Source organism: Streptomyces sp. NPDC042336 (assembly GCF_055581985.1).
In genome coordinates, this window is the sequence record NZ_JBVJEA010000001.1 from 322,689 (window position 1) to 340,475 (window position 17,787).

Below are 17,787 nucleotides of genomic sequence, written 5' to 3' on the forward strand. Positions count from 1 at the left end.
TCGGGTGTTGCGTCATGTCACGTCACGGGGCGCTGCGCTGGCCCGGGACGCTTGCCGCGCCCGCCGGCATGGGGGTTGCCGTGCGGCGGGTCTGGAACGGGACCGCGTTCTCCGGGGGGAGGGCGGCCGCGGGGTCGGACGGGGGCTGGGGCCGGGAGGCTCCCGCGGCGGTGTCCGGGTCCGGCTGGCGGTCGGCCTGGGGGCGGCGGGCCCGGTAGGCCGCCCGGTAGGCGGCCGGGGACGAACCCAGCTGGCGGCGGAAGTGGCCGCGCAGCGCCACCGGCGAGCGGAAACCGCACCGGCCGGCGACCTCGTCCACCGAGTAGTCCGACGTCTCCAGGAGGCGCTGCGCCTGGAGGACCCGCTGGGTGATCAGCCACTGGAGCGGTGCGCTGCCCGTCAGTGAGCGGAACCTGCGGTCGAAGGTGCGGCGGCTCATGTAGGCGCGCGCGGCCAGCGTCTCCACGTCGAACTGCTCGTGGAGGTGCTCCAGCGCCCAGGCGACGACCTCGGCGAGCGGGTCGGCGCCGATCTCCTCCGGTAAAGACCTGTCGAGGTAGCGCTCCTGGCCGCCGCTGCGGCGCGGGGGGACCACCAGCCGGCGGGCCAGCGCTCCGGCCGCCTCGTTGCCGTGGTCCGTGCGCACGATGTGCAGGCACAGGTCGATCCCGGCCGCGGTGCCCGCGGACGTCAGCACGTCGCCGTCGTCCACGAACAGTTCACGCGGATCGACGTGCACGGACGGATAGCGCTTGGCCAGCGTCGGCGCGTACATCCAGTGCGTGGTGGCGGGGCGGCCGTCCAGCAGGCCGGCCGCCGCGAGGACGAAGGCACCCGTGCACAGTCCCACTATGCGCGCCCCCTCCTCGTGCGCCCGGCGCAGCGCGTCGAGCGCCTCCTCCGGTGGCGGCGAGGTGATCGACCGCCAGGCCGGTACGACGACCGTGCCCGCGCGCGAGATCGCCTCCAGCCCCTGTGGCGCGGTGAGTTCGAGGCCCCCCGTGGTCCGCAGAGGGCCCTCCTCGCCGGCGCACACCAGCAAGCGGTAGCGAGGCACGCCGGCGTCCTGGCGGTCGATCCCGAACACCGACAGCGGTATGGAACTCTCGAAGATGGGGCCGCCGCTGAACAGCAGCACCGCGACGATCTCCTTGCGGCGTCGCCCGGAAAGCTTCCGGGCCGCGGCTTCCGGCGCGGCAGCGGAGTCGTGGCTCATACTGCTAAGCCCCCCTCGGTGGTCGCGGCGCCCTTCACCCTTCGGGTCTGTCGCTCCAACACGTTTCCCCTCGGTCCTGCACGAGTCCCCCGCCGTAGACGGTCAAGATCGAATCTACTGTGTCCCGCCGCGCCGAGGTGGCTGGTTCGGCACTCGGGACATTGTCGACATGGCAACTTGGCGTGAAGCAGTCGATCACGAAGCGTTGCATTCCGGGGAGCCCCTGGGAAGTGCGCCTTGTGTCAGTGGCCAATCCGCATAGGGTGCGGTGGGGTCCCCAGACCCTTTCCGTGCAGGTGGAACGGGGGTTTGGGGGTGGTGGGGGGTGCGGATGCGCCACCTGCGGAAGTTGGCTGAAAAGAAGCGGAACTGTGCGCGGAAACCGGTCAGTCGACCGGTGTGTTTTCCCCGGCGTGCCGTCCGCCCCTGCGAGCCCGCGGCCGGGCCGCGACCCGCTCGGAACGCCGCAGCAGCAGGCGGCAGACGCCGGTGACGGCGGCCAGGCCGAAGGCCGTGCCGGCGGCGCCCGCGAAGGAGGCGCCGTACCAGAGGAGCGCGACGGGGACGAGAAAGCAACTGAACGCCGCCCAGCGGACGAGATCGGTGACGCCGTCCCGGCCGGGCGGGCCGGACGTCGGTTCGGCGGGACGGTGCGGTCCTGACACGGGTGCTCCCTGGGATGGCGGCATGGAGATCAACGCCCGCGCGGCGCGTCGGTCACGACCGGTCACGGACAGTTGAATGCTGTGCAAACCGCCTGTACAGAGCAGCAACCATTGCGTTACGGGCGCCCTCTCGGGCATGCTCCGGTGAATCCCGCGGGGGACCCTCCGCGGGATCTGGGCGAAGGAGGCGTGCCGCCGTACCCTTGGGGGTATGGGGTTGGGAAGACCATTCCCGGACACACAGCTCCACCGCACACTGTTGTCCCCCATAGAGGATAAAAACGCCGAGACAGCCATGGCCGGTCACGAATTCTTCGAACCCGCGGACCGCAAGCGGCCCGTCGCCGAACCTACGGCGGCCGAGCCCCTGGCGGCCGACGAGCCACGCCAGTCGTGCGATCCAGCCTTCAAGCACGGCGTCGTCGTCGGCTTCGACGGCTCCACCTCCAGCGAGCGCGCCCTCGCCTACGCCATCGGCATGGCCTCCAGGCTGGGTTCCGGCCTGGTCATCGTGCACGTCGCCAACCGGCTGCCCACCACGGTGTGGGCCGGCTGCGAACCCCCGGTCTTCGTCGACGTGCCCGACCACCGCACCGAGGTCCTCGGTCTGGAGCTGGCGTGTGCGGACTACCTCGCCGAGGTGCCCTGGATCCTCGTCGAGCGCGGCGGCGACATCTGCCACGAACTCGAAGAGGTGGGGCGGGAGTACGAGGCGGACGCCATCGTCGTCGGCTCCAGTCACGGCCTGGTCGGCCGCCTCTTCGGCTCCGTCGCCGGCCGGCTCGCCAAGCGGGCGAAGCGGCCCGTGGTGGTCATCCCCTGACAGGGCGGACGGCTCCGGCGCACCGAACGGCCCCCGCGCGTGTCACCACGCGCGGGGGCCGTCGTGATGTCGACGTACGGGGCTACTCCACCGTCACCGACTTGGCGAGGTTGCGGGGCTTGTCGATGTCCCGGCCCAGGGCCAGGGCCGTGTGGTACGCGAGGAGCTGGAGCGGGATGCCCATGAGGATCGGGTCCAGCTCGTCCTCGTTCTTCGGGACGACGATGGTGTGGTCGGCCTTCTCCTGCTCCTGGTGGGCGACGGCGAGGATCTGGCCGCTGCGGGCCTTGATCTCCTCCATGGCCGCGCGGTTCTTCTCCAGCAGGTCGTCGTCCGGCACGATCGCGACCGTCGGCAGGGCCGGCTCGATCAGGGCGAGCGGGCCGTGCTTCAGCTCGGAGGCCGGGTAGGCCTCGGCGTGGATGTAGGAGACCTCCTTGAGCTTCAGGGAGGCCTCGCGGGCGACCGGGTAGCCCCGCACGCGGCCGATGAAGAGCATCGAGCGGGCGTCGGCGTACTGCGCGGCCAGCTTCTTGATGTCCTCCTCCTGCTCCAGCATCTCGGAGATCTGCGCGGGCAGCTTGCGCAGGCCCTCGATGATCCGCTTGCCGTCGCGCACCGACAGGTCGCGGGTGCGGCCCAGGTGCAGGGCGAGCAGCGCGAAGGCGACGCAGGTGTTGGTGAAGCACTTGGTGGACACGACGCAGACCTCGGGTCCGGCGTGCACGTACATGCCGCCGTCGGCCTCGCGGGCGATCGCCGAACCGACCACGTTGACGATGCCGAGCACCCGGGCGCCCTTGCGCTTCAGCTCCTGCACGGCGGCCAGCACGTCGTAGGTCTCACCGGACTGGGAGACGGCGATGTACAGGGTGTCGGGGTCGACGACCGCGTTGCGGTAGCGGAACTCGGAGGCCGGCTCGGCGTCCGCGGGGATGCGGGCCAGCTCCTCGATCATCTGCGCGCCGATCTGGCCCGCGTGGTACGAGGTGCCGCAGCCGAGGATCTTCACGCGGCGCACGGCACGCGCGTCGCGGGCGTCCAGGTTGAGGCCGCCGAGGTGCACGGTGGAGAACCGGTCGTCGATCCGGCCGCGCAGCACGCGGTCCACGGCCTCGGCCTGCTCGTGGATCTCCTTGTGCATGTAGGTGTCGTGGCCGCCCATGTCGTAGGAGGCGGCCTCCCACTCCACGGTGGTGGGCTCGGACGTGGTGCGGGTGCCCTCGGTGGTGTACGTGCGGAAGTCGTCGGCCTTGAGGGTGGCCATCTCGCCGTCGTCGAGCGTGACTATCTGCCGGGTGTGGGCGACCAGCGCGGCGATGTCGGAGGCGACGAACATCTCCTTCTCGCCGATGCCGAGGACGACCGGCGAGCCGTTGCGGGCGACGACGATGCGCTCGGGGAAGTCGGCGTGCATCACGGCGATGCCGTACGTGCCCTCGATGACCCGCAGGGTCTCGCGGACCTTGTCCTCCAGCTTGACGGCCTCGGAGCGGGCGATGAGGTGGACCAGGACCTCGGTGTCGGTCTCGGAGAGGAACTCGACACCGTCCGCCTCCAGCTTGCGGCGCAGGTCGGCGGCGTTGTCGATGATGCCGTTGTGGACGACGGCGACCTTGTTGTCGGCCGACATGTGCGGGTGGGCGTTCAGGTCGGAGGGGGCGCCGTGGGTGGCCCAGCGGGTGTGGGCGATGCCGGTGGTCCCCTTGAAGCGCGCCGGGACCTTGGCCTCCAGGTCGCGCACCCGGCCCTTGGCCTTGACCATCCTGAGGCCGGCCGTCTTCGGGGAGGTCACGACGATGCCCGCCGAGTCGTACCCGCGGTACTCCAGGCGCTGGAGGCCTTCCAGGAGCAGGGGCGCGACGTCACGCTTGCCGATGTATCCGACGATTCCGCACATGTATCCGTAAACCTCGTGTCTCTCTTCGGCCTCTCGGCCGTAGCCGGCCTCTCAGCCGTAGACGATGCGGCGCAGTTGACGGAGCGACAGCTCCGGGGGTGCGACCGCCCGGTATTTCAGTTCCGCCTCGATCCGTTCGAAGATCGTCGCGTTCACCAGGCCCTGGGCCTGGAGCTCGCGGTGGCGGCGACGGACGTACTCCTCGGTCGTCTCGTCGAAGTAGGCGAGCACGTCCTGGACCACGCGCAGTGCCTCGCCCCGGCTCAGGGGGGTGGACCGCGTCAGATGATCAACGAGTTCGTCGTGCACCCGGTAGATCCTGGGGTACGGAAGGTCGCTGCGCAAGAATCCTGCCCGATTCCGGGCAGGTCGCTGTTGAAACTCTCATGAGGGGCTGTTCGTGGCCCGTCCATCTCACGTCCGGAATCTCGTTGCCTGAGCAGACGAGTTTCAGACGCCATGGACATTCCTCGCATGGGCGTTCCCGAGCCGCTGGCCGGCCGTATGAGCATGGCGGAGCAGCACGAGTACCTGCGCTCCAGGTTCTCGCGGCGCACGATGATCAGGGGCGGCGCGGTCACGCTCGGTGCCGTCGCGGGCGGCGTGTTCGTGCCGGGCGCCACCGCGCGGGCCGCCACCCCGAACCGGCGGCCCGGCGGGACCGACACGGTAGACGGCGCCCTGGTCGCCCCCTTCGGCCGCCACCTCGCCTACGGCAACGACCCGCGCACCGAGATGACCGTCTCCTGGCAGGTCCCGGTCGCGGTGGACAAGCCCTTCATCCGCATCGGTGCCCACCCCTGGGACCTCTCCCACAAGATCGACGCCGAGCCGCGCCCGCTGCACACCCCGGCCGGGGTCGGCGCGAGCGGCGACCACACGCAGTACTACCTGCACGCCAGGCTGACCCGCCTCAAGCCCGGCCGCACCTACTACTACGGGGTCGGCCACGCCGGATTCGACCCGGCCGAGCCGCACCTGGCCGGCACCCTCGGCACCTTCACCACCGCGCCCGCGCGCTCCGAGCCGTTCACCTTCACCGCCTTCGGCGACCAGGGCGTCAGCTACCACGGACTCGCCAACGACGCCCTGATCCTCGCCCAGAACCCGGCCTTCCACCTGCACGCCGGCGACATCGCCTACGGCGACCCGGCCGGGCAGGGCAAGACCTCCGACACCGGCTTCGACGCACGGGTGTGGGACCAGTTCCTCCACCAGACCGAATCGGTCGCCAAGCAGGTCCCGTGGATGGTGGCGTACGGCAACCACGACATGGAGGCCTGGTACTCGCCCAACGGCTACGGCGGCGAACGGGCCCGCTGGGAGCTGCCCGACAACGGCCCCGACGCCGACCACCTCCCCGGCGTCTACTCCTTCGTGCACGGCAACACCGCCGTCATCTCCCTGGACGCCAACGACATCTCCTTCGAGATCCCGGCCAACCTGGGCATCTCCGGCGGCACCCAGACCCGCTGGCTGGAACGGCAGCTCAAGAAGTACCGGGCCGACCGGGACATCGACTTCGTCGTCGTCTTCTTCCACCACTGCGCCTACTGCACCTCCACCGCGCACGCCTCCGAGGGCGGCGTCCGCGACGAGTGGGTGCCGCTGTTCGAGAAGTACACCGTCGACCTGGTGATCAACGGGCACAACCACGTCTACGAGCGCACCGACGTCATCAAGGGCGGCGAGGTCGCCAAGGAGCTGCCGATCGGCGGCACCGCCCACCCCGAGACGGACGGCGTCGTCTACGTCACGGCGGGCGCGGCCGGCAAGAGCCTGTACGCGTTCAGCGCCGAGCAGAGCTACGAGGGCCACGAGAAGGACGTCGAGTCGGTGTCGTCCTTCGTGTGCGTCGACGGCGGACGGCAGAGCGAGAGCGTGGCCTGGTCCCGGGTCCGCTACCTCGACTACTCCTTCCTGCGCGTGGACGTGACGCCCGCCTCCCGGGGGCGGCTGGCGACCCTGAAGGTGCGGGGCATCGCGGAGACCGGGGAGACGGTCGACCACTTCACGGTGGCGCGCCGGGCCCGGTAGGACGCGCGGGGCCCGGCGGGGCATCCGGTCACATCCGCTTCAGGACCGCCTGCTTCGCCAGGGTGAACTCCTCGTCCGTCAGCACCCCGGAGCGGTGCAGCTCGCCCAGCTCCCGCAGCCGCCGCAGCAGCGCGTCGTGGTCGTCCTCGGCGGCCTGCTTCGGTGGGGGCGGGGGCGTGGCGGCGTCCTCGCCCGCGCGGGCGTCCTCCAGGGCCGCGCGGGTGGCCGGGTGCGGGAGGCGGGCCTGTACGGCCGCGGCCACCAGGGCCATCAGCGGGTCCTTCTTGAAGCCCCACAGCTCCACGGCGTTGGGGTCGTACTTCGGCGGCACCTTGCCCGGCGCCGCCCGCACGGTGAACCGGAGGTGGCCGTTCTCCAGGCCGACCGTCGGCTGCCACTCCACGGCGACGATGTCGGCGAGCGGGAGGGTGCGCGGTCCGGCGGCCGACTTGGCGTCCTCCGCCTGCCACTTCCACTCCAGCCGCACCCGCTCCCCGTCGAAGCTCGCGACACCGTCCCCGGCCGACACCGACAGCGGCACCGCCGGCCCCGGCAGCAGATAGGCGTCCACCGGGCCGGACGGGACCTGGTCCAGGAGCAGTGCGTTGCGCACCTCGTCCACGAAGTACTCGGCCACCCCGTACCGGTCGGACTCCACCAGGAGCTGGTACGGGTCGTGGGGCTCGGTGAGCCGGCCGCCCGTCGCGTGCAGCAGAGGGTCGGCGCCGTCCCGCAGCCGCAGCCTGAGCCGCCCCGACTTCTTCCCCTGCTCGAACGATATGCCCGCCAACGCCGCGAGCGGCACGAGCAGTTCACCCAGTTCCCTGCGGAGCAGACTGACGTTCTTGTCCCGCCCGGGTGTCAGCCGCAGGGCGTCGCCGTCGAAGACCCACGTTCCGTCCTTCTGGATGATTTCCGCCATGCGGGGATTGTTTCATCGCTTCTGCGGGCGGTGATGGTGCGGGAGAGTGGTCTGCACCCGTCCTCAACCCCCGTCCCCGAAACCCTGATTGCACGCCTCGCGAAGGGAGCGCACGTGAGACCTCATCGACGGCACCACAGAACGACTCCCCGCATCACCCGGCTGCTGGGATCGCTGCTGCTGGTGGCGGCGGTCGGCGCCATGACCGCCGGCGCCGCCCCGGACCGCAGGACGGCCGCCGAACCGACCCCCCTGGACCGGGTCATCCCGGCCCCCGCCTCAGTCGACCCCGGCGGCGCCCCGTACCGCATCACTCCCGGCACCCACATCCGCGTCGACGACTCGCGCGAGGCCCGCCGCGTCGGCGACTACCTCGCGGACCTGCTGCGGCCCTCCACCGGATACCGGCTCCCCGTCACCTCCCACGGCCACGGCGGCATACGACTGCGCCTGGCCGAGGGCCCGTACGGCGACGAGGGCTACCGCCTCGACAGCGGACGCTCGGGCCTCACCATCACCGCCCGCAAGGCCGCCGGTCTCTTCCACGGCGTCCAGACCCTGCGTCAGCTGCTGCCCGCCGCCGTCGAGAAGGACTCCGCGCAGCCCGGCCCCTGGCTGGTCGCGGGCGGCACCATCGAGGACACCCCGCGCTATGCCTGGCGCAGCGCCATGCTCGACGTCTCCCGGCACTTCTTCGGCGTCGACGAGGTCAAGCGCTACATCGACCGCGTGGCCCTCTACAAGTACAACAAGCTCCACCTGCACCTCAGCGACGACCAGGGCTGGCGCATCGCCATCGACTCCTGGCCGCGTCTGGCGACCTACGGCGGCTCCACCGAGGTCGGCGGCGGACCCGGCGGTTACTACACCAAGGCGGACTACAAGGAGATCGTCCGCTACGCGGCCTCCCGCCACCTGGAGGTCGTGCCCGAGATCGACATGCCGGGCCACACCAACGCCGCCCTCGCCTCCTACGCCGAGCTGAACTGCGACGGGGTGGCACCCCCGCTCTACACGGGCACCAAGGTCGGCTTCAGCACGCTGTGCGTGGACAAGGACGTCACCTACGACTTCGTGGACGACGTCCTCGGCGAACTCGCCGCGCTCACCCCCGGCCGCTACCTGCACATCGGCGGCGACGAGGCGCACTCCACGCCGAAGGCCGACTTCGTGACGTTCATGAAGCGCGTGCAGCCGATCGTCGCCAAGTACGGCAAGACGGTCGTCGGCTGGCACCAGCTGGCGGGCGCCGAACCGGCCGAGGGCGCGCTGGTCCAGTACTGGGGCCTGGACCGCACCAGCGACGCGGAGAAGGCCGAGGTCGCCGAGGCCGCCAGGAACGGCACCGGGCTGATCCTCTCCCCGGCCGACCGGACGTACCTGGACATGAAGTACACCAAGGACACCCCGCTCGGCCTGTCCTGGGCCGGCTACGTCGAGGTGCAGCGGTCCTACGACTGGGACCCGGCCGCCTATCTGCCGGGCGCCCCGGCCGACGCGGTGCGCGGGGTCGAGGCCCCGCTGTGGACGGAGACCCTGTCCGACCCGGACCAGCTGGACTTCATGGCCTTCCCCAGGCTGCCGGGCGTCGCCGAGCTGGGCTGGTCCCCGGTGTCGACGCACGACTGGGACACCTACAAGGTGCGGCTCGCCGCGCAGGCACCGCACTGGGAGGCGATGGGGATCGACTACTACCGCTCGCCGCAGGTGCCCTGGACCTGATCCGACGCCACGACGGGCACCCCGGAGGACCGTCTCCGGGGTGCCCGCCCGTCTGCTGGGGCCCTTGGGGCCCGGCCGCCTACAGGCCGGCTATCGGGTTCCTCAGGTTCCCGATCAGCTGGAGCGCGCCGGACGGGTCGGCCAGGTCCACCATCTGCCGGTTGTCGCGCAGCTGGAGCCGGTTGAGGCAGGACAGCGCGAACTCCGGCGCGAACATGTCGTACCGCTCGAACTTGTCGGCCAGCTCGGGCACCGACTCCTGGTACTCGCGGGTGGCCTCCGCGACCGTCCGCCAGAAGGTGTCCTCCTCCACGATCCCCTCGTCCGCGAGGTTGGCGGCGAGGAACCGGAAGAAGCAGTCGAAGACGTCCGTGAAGATCGACAGCAGCTTCTTGTCGTCCGGTACGTCCACCGCGATGCGGGAGACCTCCGGCGGCAGCACGGCGTCCGGGTCCATCACCGCGATCTCCTCGGCGATGTCCTTGTAGACCGCGCGCCGCACCACGCCGTCCGCCAGCACGAGGATCACGTTCTCGCCGTGCGGCATGTACACCAGGTCGTAGGCGTAGAAGCTGTGCAGCAGCGGGACGTAGTAGGCGCGCAGGTAGTGCCGCAGCCACTCGGCCGGCGTGAGCCCGGACCGCTCGATCAGCGCGCCCGCGAAGGAGGCGCCCTCGTGGTCCACGTGGACGAGGGAGGCCATGGTGGCGAGCGTCTCGCCCTCCTGGAGGGACGGCACCGGGCTCTCCCGCCACAGCGCCGCCAGCATCTTGCGGTACGGCGAGTAGCGGTCGGTGGCCTGCTCGTACTCCAGGTGCCGGTAGCCCACGGCAGCCCGCTCCCGGATGATGCTCAGCCCCGTCCCCTTCAGCACCGGGTCGCCCTCGATCAGCCGGGCGAGCCAGTCGTTGATGGCCGGGGTGGCCTCCATGTACGCCGCCGACAGACCGCGCATGAAGCCCATGTTGAGGACGGACAGGGCCGTCTTCACATAGTGCTTCTCGGGGTGCGAGGCGTTGAAGAAGGTGCGGATGGACTGCTGGGCCAGGTACTCGTCGTCGCCCTCGCCCAGGCACACCAGATACCCGCGGGCGACCTCGGCGGCGAAGGTGACGGTGAGCTTGTTCCACCACTGCCAGGGATGGACCGGGATGAGGAGGTAGTCGTCCGGGTCCAGGCCGCGCTCGCGCAGCACGCCGTGGAAGCGCTCGACGGTGGCCGCGCCCAGTTCGCCCCGGACGAAGGACTCGTACTCGATGCCCACGCCCGCCGTGAACGCCGCCCGCGAGCGGTGCGCCGCCAGCCACACCAGCCGGACCGGGCTCGCGGTCTCGGGCGCGTACGACAGGTACTCGTGGACGCCGAAGCCGAGGCGGCCGTTGTTGGCGACGAAGCAGGGGTGGCCCTCGGTCATGCCGGTCTCGACGGCCTGGAAGTCGCTCCGGGCCAGCTCGGCGGAGGTGAGCTGCGGCTTGGTCAGCTTGTAGCAGGTCCCGGAGAGGGTGGAGGAGATCTCCTCCAGGTAGACCGGGAGGATCTCGTCGCTCAGACCCAGGGTCTGCTTCAGTTCGACGAAGAAGTCCAGGGCGGCGAGCGGTAGTTCGGCGCCCTCGCGGTGGCGGGTGATCGAGGCGGCGTCCACCTGCCAGTGGTCCAGGGCGCGGACGGTGGCGGTGAAGCGGTAGGCGGTCTTGCCGTCGTCGCTGCGAACGGCGTACGCCCCCTGCCCCTCGGACTCGGGGGTCAGCAGCCGCTCGTGCGTGAACTCGGCCAGCGCCTTGCGGACCAGCAGGCGGTTGGCCCGCTCCCAGCGCTCGGGGGTCAGATGGGCGACGGCGTCGGCGAGGCTCATGCGGACACCGCCTTCTCGAACTGCTCGCGGGTGCAGAAACTCAGCAGGGCCTTCTTCTCCGGCTTCTGGATCTCGCGCTCGGGCACGAATCCGACGGCCGCGTTCAGGGCGTGGACGGCGGTGTTGGCGACGTCCGGTTCGACGACGACCCGCCGGGTCGCCGGGTCGGCGAACAGCTCGGCCATGACGGTGGTGATGACGGCCCGGGTGAAGCCGTGCACGGGCCGGTCGGTCGGCGCGACCAGGAAGTGCATGCCGACGTCGCCCGGCTCGGGCTCGTACAGCCCGACCAGCTCGCGGTGGGCGGGGTCGTAGCGCTCCGTCAGGAAGGCCGGGACACCGTCGTGCAGACCGAGGTGGGCCTGCTGGTGCTCGTCGGCGGCCAGCTCCATGTACGCCCGCTCCACGTCCACCAGCGAGGCGTCCTGCATCATCCAGAACGCGGACTTGGGGTGGGTGAGCCAGCCGTGCAGCAGCACGGCGTCCTCGAGGGGGTCGACGGGGCGCAGGGTCAGTGCCCCGACGGCGGTGCCGGTGCTCATACGGCTCATACGGCGAACTCCTGGAACGCGATCGTCTTCTCCACCGGGTAGTACTCGCGGCCGAGCAGCTCCCGGACGATGCAGCTGTTGCGGTAGGCGCCCATGCCCAGGTCGGGGCTGGTGACGCTGTGGGCGTGGACTCCCGCGTTCTGCAGGAACACGCCGCCTCCCGTGACGTCCACGGCGTAGTTGCGGGCGATGTCGAAGTTGCCCCGGGAGTCGTAACGCAGCCGGTCGCGGACGGGCTTGAGGAACTCCGGCTCGGTGTACCGGTAGCCGGTGGCCAGCACCAGGCCCTCGGTCTCGATCTCGAAGTCCTCGCCCTGCTCCTCCTGGCGGAAGCCGAGCGTGTAGGTGCCGTCCGCGTACCGGGCCTGTCTCAGCGCCGAGTTGGTCAGCAGACGGGTGGGGACGGGACCGGCGAGTCCCTTCTGGTAGAGCAGGTCGAAGATCTCGTTGATCAGGTCGCCGTCGATGCCCTTGAAGAGGCCCTTCTGCTCGGCCGTGAGGCGGTAGCGGGTGTCCTCGGGCAGCGCGTGGTAGTAGTCCACGTATTCCGGGGAGGTCATCTCCAGGGTGAGCTTGGTGTATTCGAGGGGGAAGAAGCGGGGGGAGCGGGTCACCCAGTTCAGCCGGTAGCCGTGGACGTCGATCTCGCTCAGCAGGTCCTGGTAGATCTCGGCGGCGGACTGGCCGCTGCCGACCAGCGTGATCGACTTCTTCTTCACCAGCTCGGCCCGGTGCCGCATGTACCTGGAGTTGTGGAGGAAGTCGCCCGCCAGGCCCCGGCAGGCCTCCGGGATGTGCGGCGGGGTGCCGGTGCCGAGGACGAGGCGGCGGGCGCGGTAGGTGTCGCCCGAGGTCGTGGCGACGGCGTACAGCTCCGCCCGCTCGTCGTACGTGACCTCGGTGACCGTGGTGGAGAAGCGGACGCTGCCCAGCTTGTGCGCGGCCCAGCGGCAGTAGTCGTCGTACTCGACGCGCAGCGGGTAGAAGTTCTCCCGGATGTAGAACGAGTACAGCCGGCCCTTCTCCTTCAGGTAGTTGAGGAAGGAGTACGGCGAGGTCGGGTCGGCGAGGGTGACCAGGTCCGACATGAACGGGGTCTGGAGGTGGGCGCCGTCCAGGAACATCCCGGCGTGCCACTCGAAGTCGGGCTTGGACTCCAGGAAGACGCCGTTCAGCTCGGCGATGGGCTCGGTGAGGCAGGCGAGGCCGAGGTTGAAGGGGCCGAGGCCGATCCCCACGAAGTCGTACGCGGCGCTGGCTTCAGGAAGCGCGGTCAAGGGAGTCTCCCAGGTACTGCTCGGCGTGGCCGGCGATCAGGTCGAGGACGGCGGCGATGTCGGCCGTGGTCGTCTCGGGGTTGAGCAGGGTGAACTTCAGGTAGTGGCGTCCGGCCACCTTGGTGCCCGCGACCACGGCGTCGCCGGAGGCGAACAGGGCCTTGCGGGCGTACAGGTTGGCGCGGTCGATCTCGGCGGGGCCGGTGACGGCCGCCGGGACGTAGCGGAAGACCAGGGTGGAGAGGGACGGCTGGACCACGACGTCGAAGCGCGGGTCGGCGGCGAGCAGTTTCCAGCCCTCGGCGGCCAGGTCGCAGACCTCGTCGAAGAGCTGCCCGATGCCGTCGGCGCCCATCACGCGCAGGGTCATCCACAGCTTGAGCGCGTCGAAGCGGCGGGTGGTCTGCAGGGACTTGTCCACCTGGTTGGGGATACGTTCCTGCACCATGCGGCGGGGGTTGAGGTACTCCGCGTGGTAGGTGGCGTGGCGCAGCGTGGCCGCGTCCCGGACCAGCACGGCCGACGAACTCACCGGCTGGAAGAAGGACTTGTGGTAGTCCACGGTGACCGAGTCGGCCCGCTCGATGCCGTCGATGCGGTCCCGGTACTTCAGGGAGGCCAGCAGCCCGCAGCCGTAGGCCGCGTCGACGTGCAGCCACACGCCGTACTGCTCGCACAGCCCGGCGATCTCCGGAAGGGGGTCGATCGAGCCGAAGTCGGTGGTGCCGCCGGTGGCGACGACGGCCATGGGGACCAGGCCGTCCGCCGCGCAGCGCTCCAGCTCACGGGCGAGGGCGACGGTCCGCATGCGCTTGTCCCGGTCGACGGGGACCGACACGACGGCGTCGGGGCCGAGGCCGAGCAGTTTCGCGGACTTCCTCACGCTGAAGTGGCTGACCTCGGAGGCGAAGATCCTGAGGTCGGCGAGTGATTCGGCTTTCGCCTCCTCGCGGGCCAGAAGCAGCGCCTGGAGGTTGGACTGGGTGCCGCCGGAGGTGAACACGCCGTCGGCGGCCGGGCCGAGGCCGATGCGGGCGGTCGTCCAGTCGATGAGCTTGCGCTCGATGAGGGTGCCGCCGGCCGACTGGTCCCAGGTGTCCAGGGAGGAGTTGACGGCGGACAGGACCGCCTCGCCGAGCACCGCCGGTATGGCCACCGGGCAGTTGAGGTGCGCGAGGTAGCGGGGGTGGTGGAAGTAGACGGCGTCGCGCAGGTAGACGTCCTCCAGCTCGTCGAGGACCGCGGCCGTGTCGTGCAGGGGCCGGTCGAGATCGATCCCGTCGATGCGGGGGGAGAGGGCGTCGACCGTGACACCGGTGAACGGGCGGTCGGTGGTGGCGATTCTGGCGGCCACCCGCTCGACTCCTTCGGTCACGGAGCGGCGGTACTGCTCCGCGGTGGTGTCGTTGAGCAGGTGCGAGCGCATGTGGGGGTCCTCCGGTGGGGACGGTCCGAGAGGGGCGGAGAGGGGCGGAGCCCTCGCTTCGACTTAGGTTAGCCTAACCTAAGGCAAGTCGATCAAACGCGCACCGGTGGGTGACCGCTGTCACTGCGGCTTCATGGGGCCGGAGGTCAGCTCCGCTCGCGGAGTTGCTCCTCCGTCAGGCCCCGGCGCCAGTAGCCGACGAAGGTGACGCGCCGGCGGTCGATGCCGCGCTCACCCACGAAGTGCCGCCGCAGCTCCTTGACGCACCCGGACTCGCCCGCGATCCAGACGTAGGGGTGGCCGGCGGGCGGGAGCCGGGCCTCGCGGAGAGCGGCGAGGGTCGCCCCGGGGCCGCCGGCGGCGTCCCTGACCAGCCAGGTGACCTCGGCGTCCGCGGCCGTCTCCAGGTCCTGCACGTCCTCGGCGTGCGGCACCTCCAGCCAGACCCGGGCGGGGGTGCCGGCCGGCAGCGCCTCCACGATCGCGCAGGCGGCCGGTACGGCGGTCGCGTCGCCCCAGATCACCACCAGGTCGGTGTCCTCGGGCGGCCGGAAGCGGATCGCCCGGTTGTCGGCCACCGCCGGGCCGAGCAGCAGTACGCGGTCGCCGGGGGCGGCGTCGGCGGCCCAGCGGGCGGCGGGACCGGGCTCGCCGTCCGTGCCGGTCCCGGCCGGGCCGACGCCGTGCAGGACGAAGTCGACGTCGATCTCGGCGGTGTGCCCGTCAGCGTCCCGGCGCAGCGCCCGCAGGGTGTACGAGCGCATCACCGCCCGTACGTCGTCCGGCAGTTCGCGCCAGCCCTGCCACCAGCCGTCGCCCAGCTCGACGGGCACCGCGGGCTCCGCCTGCCCCGGGTGCGGCAGGAACAGCGACAGCGACTGGTCGAGGCCGTCGGAGTGGAAGGCACGCAGATCGGGTCCGGCGAAGGTGACCCGGGCCAGGGACGGGCCGAGCCGCCTCGTCCGTACGACCCGGAGGGAGAAGAAACGGAACGGGGCGGCGACGGCCGTCGTCATGAGGGGCTCCGGGGAAGGGTGGTGGGTCAGCCGACCTTCTTGGCGTTCTCGATCGCCTCTGCCAGGTTGTCCAGCAGGGGAGTGCACTTGTCGTAGGACAGGATCGGCTCGGGGGAGCGGGAGATGACCTGGCCGGCCTTGACCGCGGGGAGCTTCTTCCAGGTGCCCTCGGTGATGTCCGCGGGCTGGATGGTCGAGGCGCGGTCGTCCATGATGATGACGTCGGCGGGGTACTTGTCGACGTTCTCCCAGCTCAGGCTCTCGAACCAGCCGCCGGTCGCCTTCTTGGCCGCCTCGGAGGGCTCGACGAAGTTCACGCCGAGGGCCTTGAAGTACTCCAGGTCCACCGAGAGGTTGGTGCCGGAGACGTAGAACAGGTCGGGGCTCGCGGAGCCGGCCAGCACCCGGATCTCGGGCCTGGCCTTGGCGGCGGCGCGCAGCCGGGCGGCGGCCTTGTCGAAGGCGGCCTTGGCGTCGGTGACCTTCTTGGCCTTCATGTCCCCGCCGAGCGACTCGGCCAGCTCCCACATGCGCTGGAGCGGTTGGGTGAGCTGGCGGTCGAAGACCGAGATCGCCACGCTCGGGGCGAGCTTGGCGATCTTGTCCTTCGACTCCTCCGGGACGGACCACAGGGTGCCCGCGGTGTCGAAGGTCGTGGTGATGAGCACCTCGGGGGCGAGCGAGGCGTACTTCTCGACGTTGAGCTTGCCCCACTCGTTGCCGAGGACGGTGACCTTGTCCACGTCGAGGTCGCCGGCCTGCACGTCGGGCTTGCCGTCCTTGGTGGTGGTCGGGCCGAAGACGCCCTTGACCTGGACGCCGTAGTCGAAGAGGGCGGCGGCGACGCCGGTGAAGGCGACGATGCTCGCCGGCACCCGGTCCAGCTTCACGGTCGTACCGCGGTCGTCCTTGAAGGACCAGGGGCCGGACTTGCCGGCGCCGCCCGACCCGTCGCCCGAGCCACCGCTCTTGCCGTCGTCGTCCCCGCAGGCCGCGAGCACGGCGCCGAGGCCGAGGGCGCCGCCGGCGGCGAGGATTCCGCGGCGGGTCGGGTGGGTAGCGCTGGCGTTGGACATGGTGGTGGCTGCCTTCGAACGGTGCGGAGCGTCGTGCGCTGCGGGACAATTCGAAGGTAGGTTAGCCTAACCTCAGATCTTGTCCAGGGGCGGGGTCCGCGCGACCCCGACCCCACGGACTTCCGCGCGGCGTCCGGGTCTCAGCTCACCAGCCCCAACTCCCGTGCGATCAGCATCCGCTGGACCTCGCTGGTGCCCTCGCCGATCTCCAGGATCTTCGCGTCCCGCCACATGCGGGCCACCGGGTACTCGTTCATGAAGCCGTATCCGCCGTGGATCTGGGTGGCGTCCCGGGCGTTGTCCACCGCGACCGTCGACGAGTACAGCTTCGCCAGCGCCGCCTCCTTCTTGAACGGCTCGCCCGCCACCAGCCGCGAGGCCGCGTCCCGCCAGGCGAGGCGGGCCGTGTGGGCCTTCATCTCCATGTCGGCGATCTTGAACTGGATGGCCTGGTTGGCCCCGATCGGCTTGCCGAAGGCGTGACGTTCCTTCGCGTAGGCGACCGACTCGTCCACACAGCCCTGTGCGAGCCCCGTGCCCAGCGCGGCGATGGCGACCCGGCCCTCGTCCAGGATGCGCAGGAACTGCGCGTAGCCGCGCCCCCGCTCGCCCAGCAGGTTCGCCGCCGGCACCCGGACGTCGGCGAAGGACAGCTCACGGGTGTCCGAGGCGTTCCAGCCGACCTTCGAGTACGGGGCGGCCACCGTGAAGCCGGGGGTGCCCGACGGGACGATGATCGACGAGATCAGGGGCCGGCCGTCGGGCTTGCGGCCGGTGACGGCCGTGACCGTGACCAGGCCCGTGATGTCCGTGCCGGAGTTGGTGATGAAGCACTTGGTGCCGTTGATGACCCACTCGTCGGTGGCCTCGTCCAGCCGGGCCGTCGTCCGGGTCGCGCCCGCGTCGCTGCCGCCGTCCGGCTCGGTGAGGCCGAAGGCGCCCAGTATCTCGCCCGAGCACAGCCGGGGCAGCCACTGACGCTTCTGCTCCTCGGTGCCGAACAGGTGGAGCGGCATCGCGCCCAGCGAGACGCCCGCCTCCAGCGTGATCGCCACCGACGAGTCGACCCGGGCCAGCTCCTCCAGGGCCACGCCGAGGGCGAAGTAGTCGCCGCCCATGCCGCCGTACTCCTCCGGGAACGGCAGCCCGAACAGGCCCATGCGGCCCATCTCGCGGACGATCTCGTACGGGAACTCGTGCCGCTCGTAGAAGTCGCCGATCTTCGGCGCCACCACGTCGTGCGCGAACTGTTCGACCGTGCGGCGCAGTTCTTCCAGTTCGGGGGAGAGCTTGTGGTCCATGGT

At 70.8% G+C, this 17,787-nt stretch carries 15 protein-coding genes; 3 read left to right on the top strand and 12 right to left on the bottom strand.

From position 1 onward, the window contains the following. Positions 1-22: 22 nt before the first annotated feature. Both ACZ6IM_RS01655 and ACZ6IM_RS01660 read right to left on the bottom strand, forming a co-directional pair. Positions 23-1,216, bottom strand: coding sequence for a helix-turn-helix domain-containing protein (locus ACZ6IM_RS01655; RefSeq protein ID WP_052838013.1), 1,194 nt, complete (start codon positions 1,214-1,216; stop codon positions 23-25). Positions 1,217-1,602: 386 nt separating this feature from the next. Then, positions 1,603-1,881 carry a hypothetical protein gene (locus ACZ6IM_RS01660; protein WP_469553789.1) on the bottom strand — a complete coding sequence of 93 codons (279 nt, stop codon included), beginning with the start codon at positions 1,879-1,881 and terminating at the stop codon, positions 1,603-1,605. Positions 1,882-2,176: 295 nt separating this feature from the next. Here ACZ6IM_RS01660 and ACZ6IM_RS01665 point away from each other — a divergent pair, with 295 nt between their 5' ends. Next, positions 2,177-2,704 carry a universal stress protein gene (locus ACZ6IM_RS01665; protein WP_052838015.1) on the top strand — a complete coding sequence of 176 codons (528 nt, stop codon included), beginning with the start codon at positions 2,177-2,179 and terminating at the stop codon, positions 2,702-2,704. Between the two features lie 82 nt (positions 2,705-2,786). Here the strand turns inward: ACZ6IM_RS01665 and glmS are convergent, their stop codons facing one another. Together glmS and ACZ6IM_RS01675 are read right to left on the bottom strand one after the other, a co-directional pair. After that, positions 2,787-4,604 (bottom strand): glutamine--fructose-6-phosphate transaminase (isomerizing), encoded by a 1,818-nt coding sequence (gene glmS, locus ACZ6IM_RS01670; RefSeq protein WP_052838016.1) that lies wholly within the window; start codon positions 4,602-4,604, stop codon positions 2,787-2,789. A gap of 51 nt (positions 4,605-4,655) precedes the next feature. After that, positions 4,656-4,913: a hypothetical protein gene (locus tag ACZ6IM_RS01675; RefSeq protein WP_003976012.1), complete on the bottom strand. Its 258-nt coding sequence runs from the start codon at positions 4,911-4,913 to the stop codon at positions 4,656-4,658. A gap of 165 nt (positions 4,914-5,078) precedes the next feature. On the opposite strand from ACZ6IM_RS01675, the gene ACZ6IM_RS01680 reads away from it, so the two are divergent. Then, a complete protein-coding gene (locus ACZ6IM_RS01680) occupies positions 5,079-6,641 on the top strand; it encodes a purple acid phosphatase family protein (RefSeq protein WP_469553791.1) in 1,563 nt (520 codons plus the stop codon). A gap of 28 nt (positions 6,642-6,669) precedes the next feature. Here ACZ6IM_RS01680 and ACZ6IM_RS01685 read toward each other — a convergent pair whose 3' ends face one another. Then, entirely contained in the window at positions 6,670-7,563 is an 894-nt protein-coding gene (locus ACZ6IM_RS01685; RefSeq protein WP_052838018.1) for a DUF4429 domain-containing protein, read from the bottom strand. Positions 7,564-7,677: 114 nt separating this feature from the next. Between ACZ6IM_RS01685 and ACZ6IM_RS01690 the strand changes: the two genes are divergently transcribed. After that, the gene (locus tag ACZ6IM_RS01690) at positions 7,678-9,285 is read left to right on the top strand and encodes a beta-N-acetylhexosaminidase (protein WP_469553794.1); all 1,608 of its coding nucleotides are present in this window, start codon (positions 7,678-7,680) and stop codon (positions 9,283-9,285) included. Positions 9,286-9,364: 79 nt separating this feature from the next. Here the strand turns inward: ACZ6IM_RS01690 and ACZ6IM_RS01695 are convergent, their stop codons facing one another. From ACZ6IM_RS01695 to ACZ6IM_RS01725, 7 genes are all read right to left on the bottom strand, one after another. Further along, a complete protein-coding gene (locus tag ACZ6IM_RS01695; protein WP_052838020.1) occupies positions 9,365-11,137 on the bottom strand; it encodes an IucA/IucC family protein in 1,773 nt (590 codons plus the stop codon). Continuing rightward, positions 11,134-11,688, bottom strand: coding sequence for a GNAT family N-acetyltransferase (locus tag ACZ6IM_RS01700; protein WP_052838021.1), 555 nt, complete (start codon positions 11,686-11,688; stop codon positions 11,134-11,136). Before ACZ6IM_RS01700 ends, ACZ6IM_RS01695 begins: the two co-directional genes overlap by 4 nt. Next, positions 11,685-12,965, bottom strand: a complete 1,281-nt coding sequence (locus ACZ6IM_RS01705; protein WP_469553797.1) for a lysine N(6)-hydroxylase/L-ornithine N(5)-oxygenase family protein — start codon at positions 12,963-12,965, stop codon at positions 11,685-11,687. The genes ACZ6IM_RS01700 and ACZ6IM_RS01705 overlap by 4 nt, the downstream gene beginning before the upstream one ends. Then, positions 12,949-14,391, bottom strand: coding sequence for a lysine decarboxylase DesA (gene desA, locus ACZ6IM_RS01710; protein ID WP_469553799.1), 1,443 nt, complete (start codon positions 14,389-14,391; stop codon positions 12,949-12,951). The genes ACZ6IM_RS01705 and desA overlap by 17 nt, the downstream gene beginning before the upstream one ends. A gap of 146 nt (positions 14,392-14,537) precedes the next feature. Beyond that, positions 14,538-15,407, bottom strand: coding sequence for a siderophore-interacting protein (locus ACZ6IM_RS01715; protein WP_469553801.1), 870 nt, complete (start codon positions 15,405-15,407; stop codon positions 14,538-14,540). Positions 15,408-15,433: 26 nt separating this feature from the next. Beyond that, entirely contained in the window at positions 15,434-16,483 is a 1,050-nt protein-coding gene (gene desE / locus ACZ6IM_RS01720; RefSeq protein WP_052838024.1) for a siderophore-binding protein DesE, read from the bottom strand. Positions 16,484-16,623: 140 nt separating this feature from the next. Further along, on the bottom strand, positions 16,624-17,784 hold the full coding sequence (locus ACZ6IM_RS01725) for an acyl-CoA dehydrogenase family protein (RefSeq protein WP_469554237.1): 1,161 nt from the start codon (positions 17,782-17,784) through the stop codon (positions 16,624-16,626). Positions 17,785-17,787 lie beyond the last annotated feature (3 nt).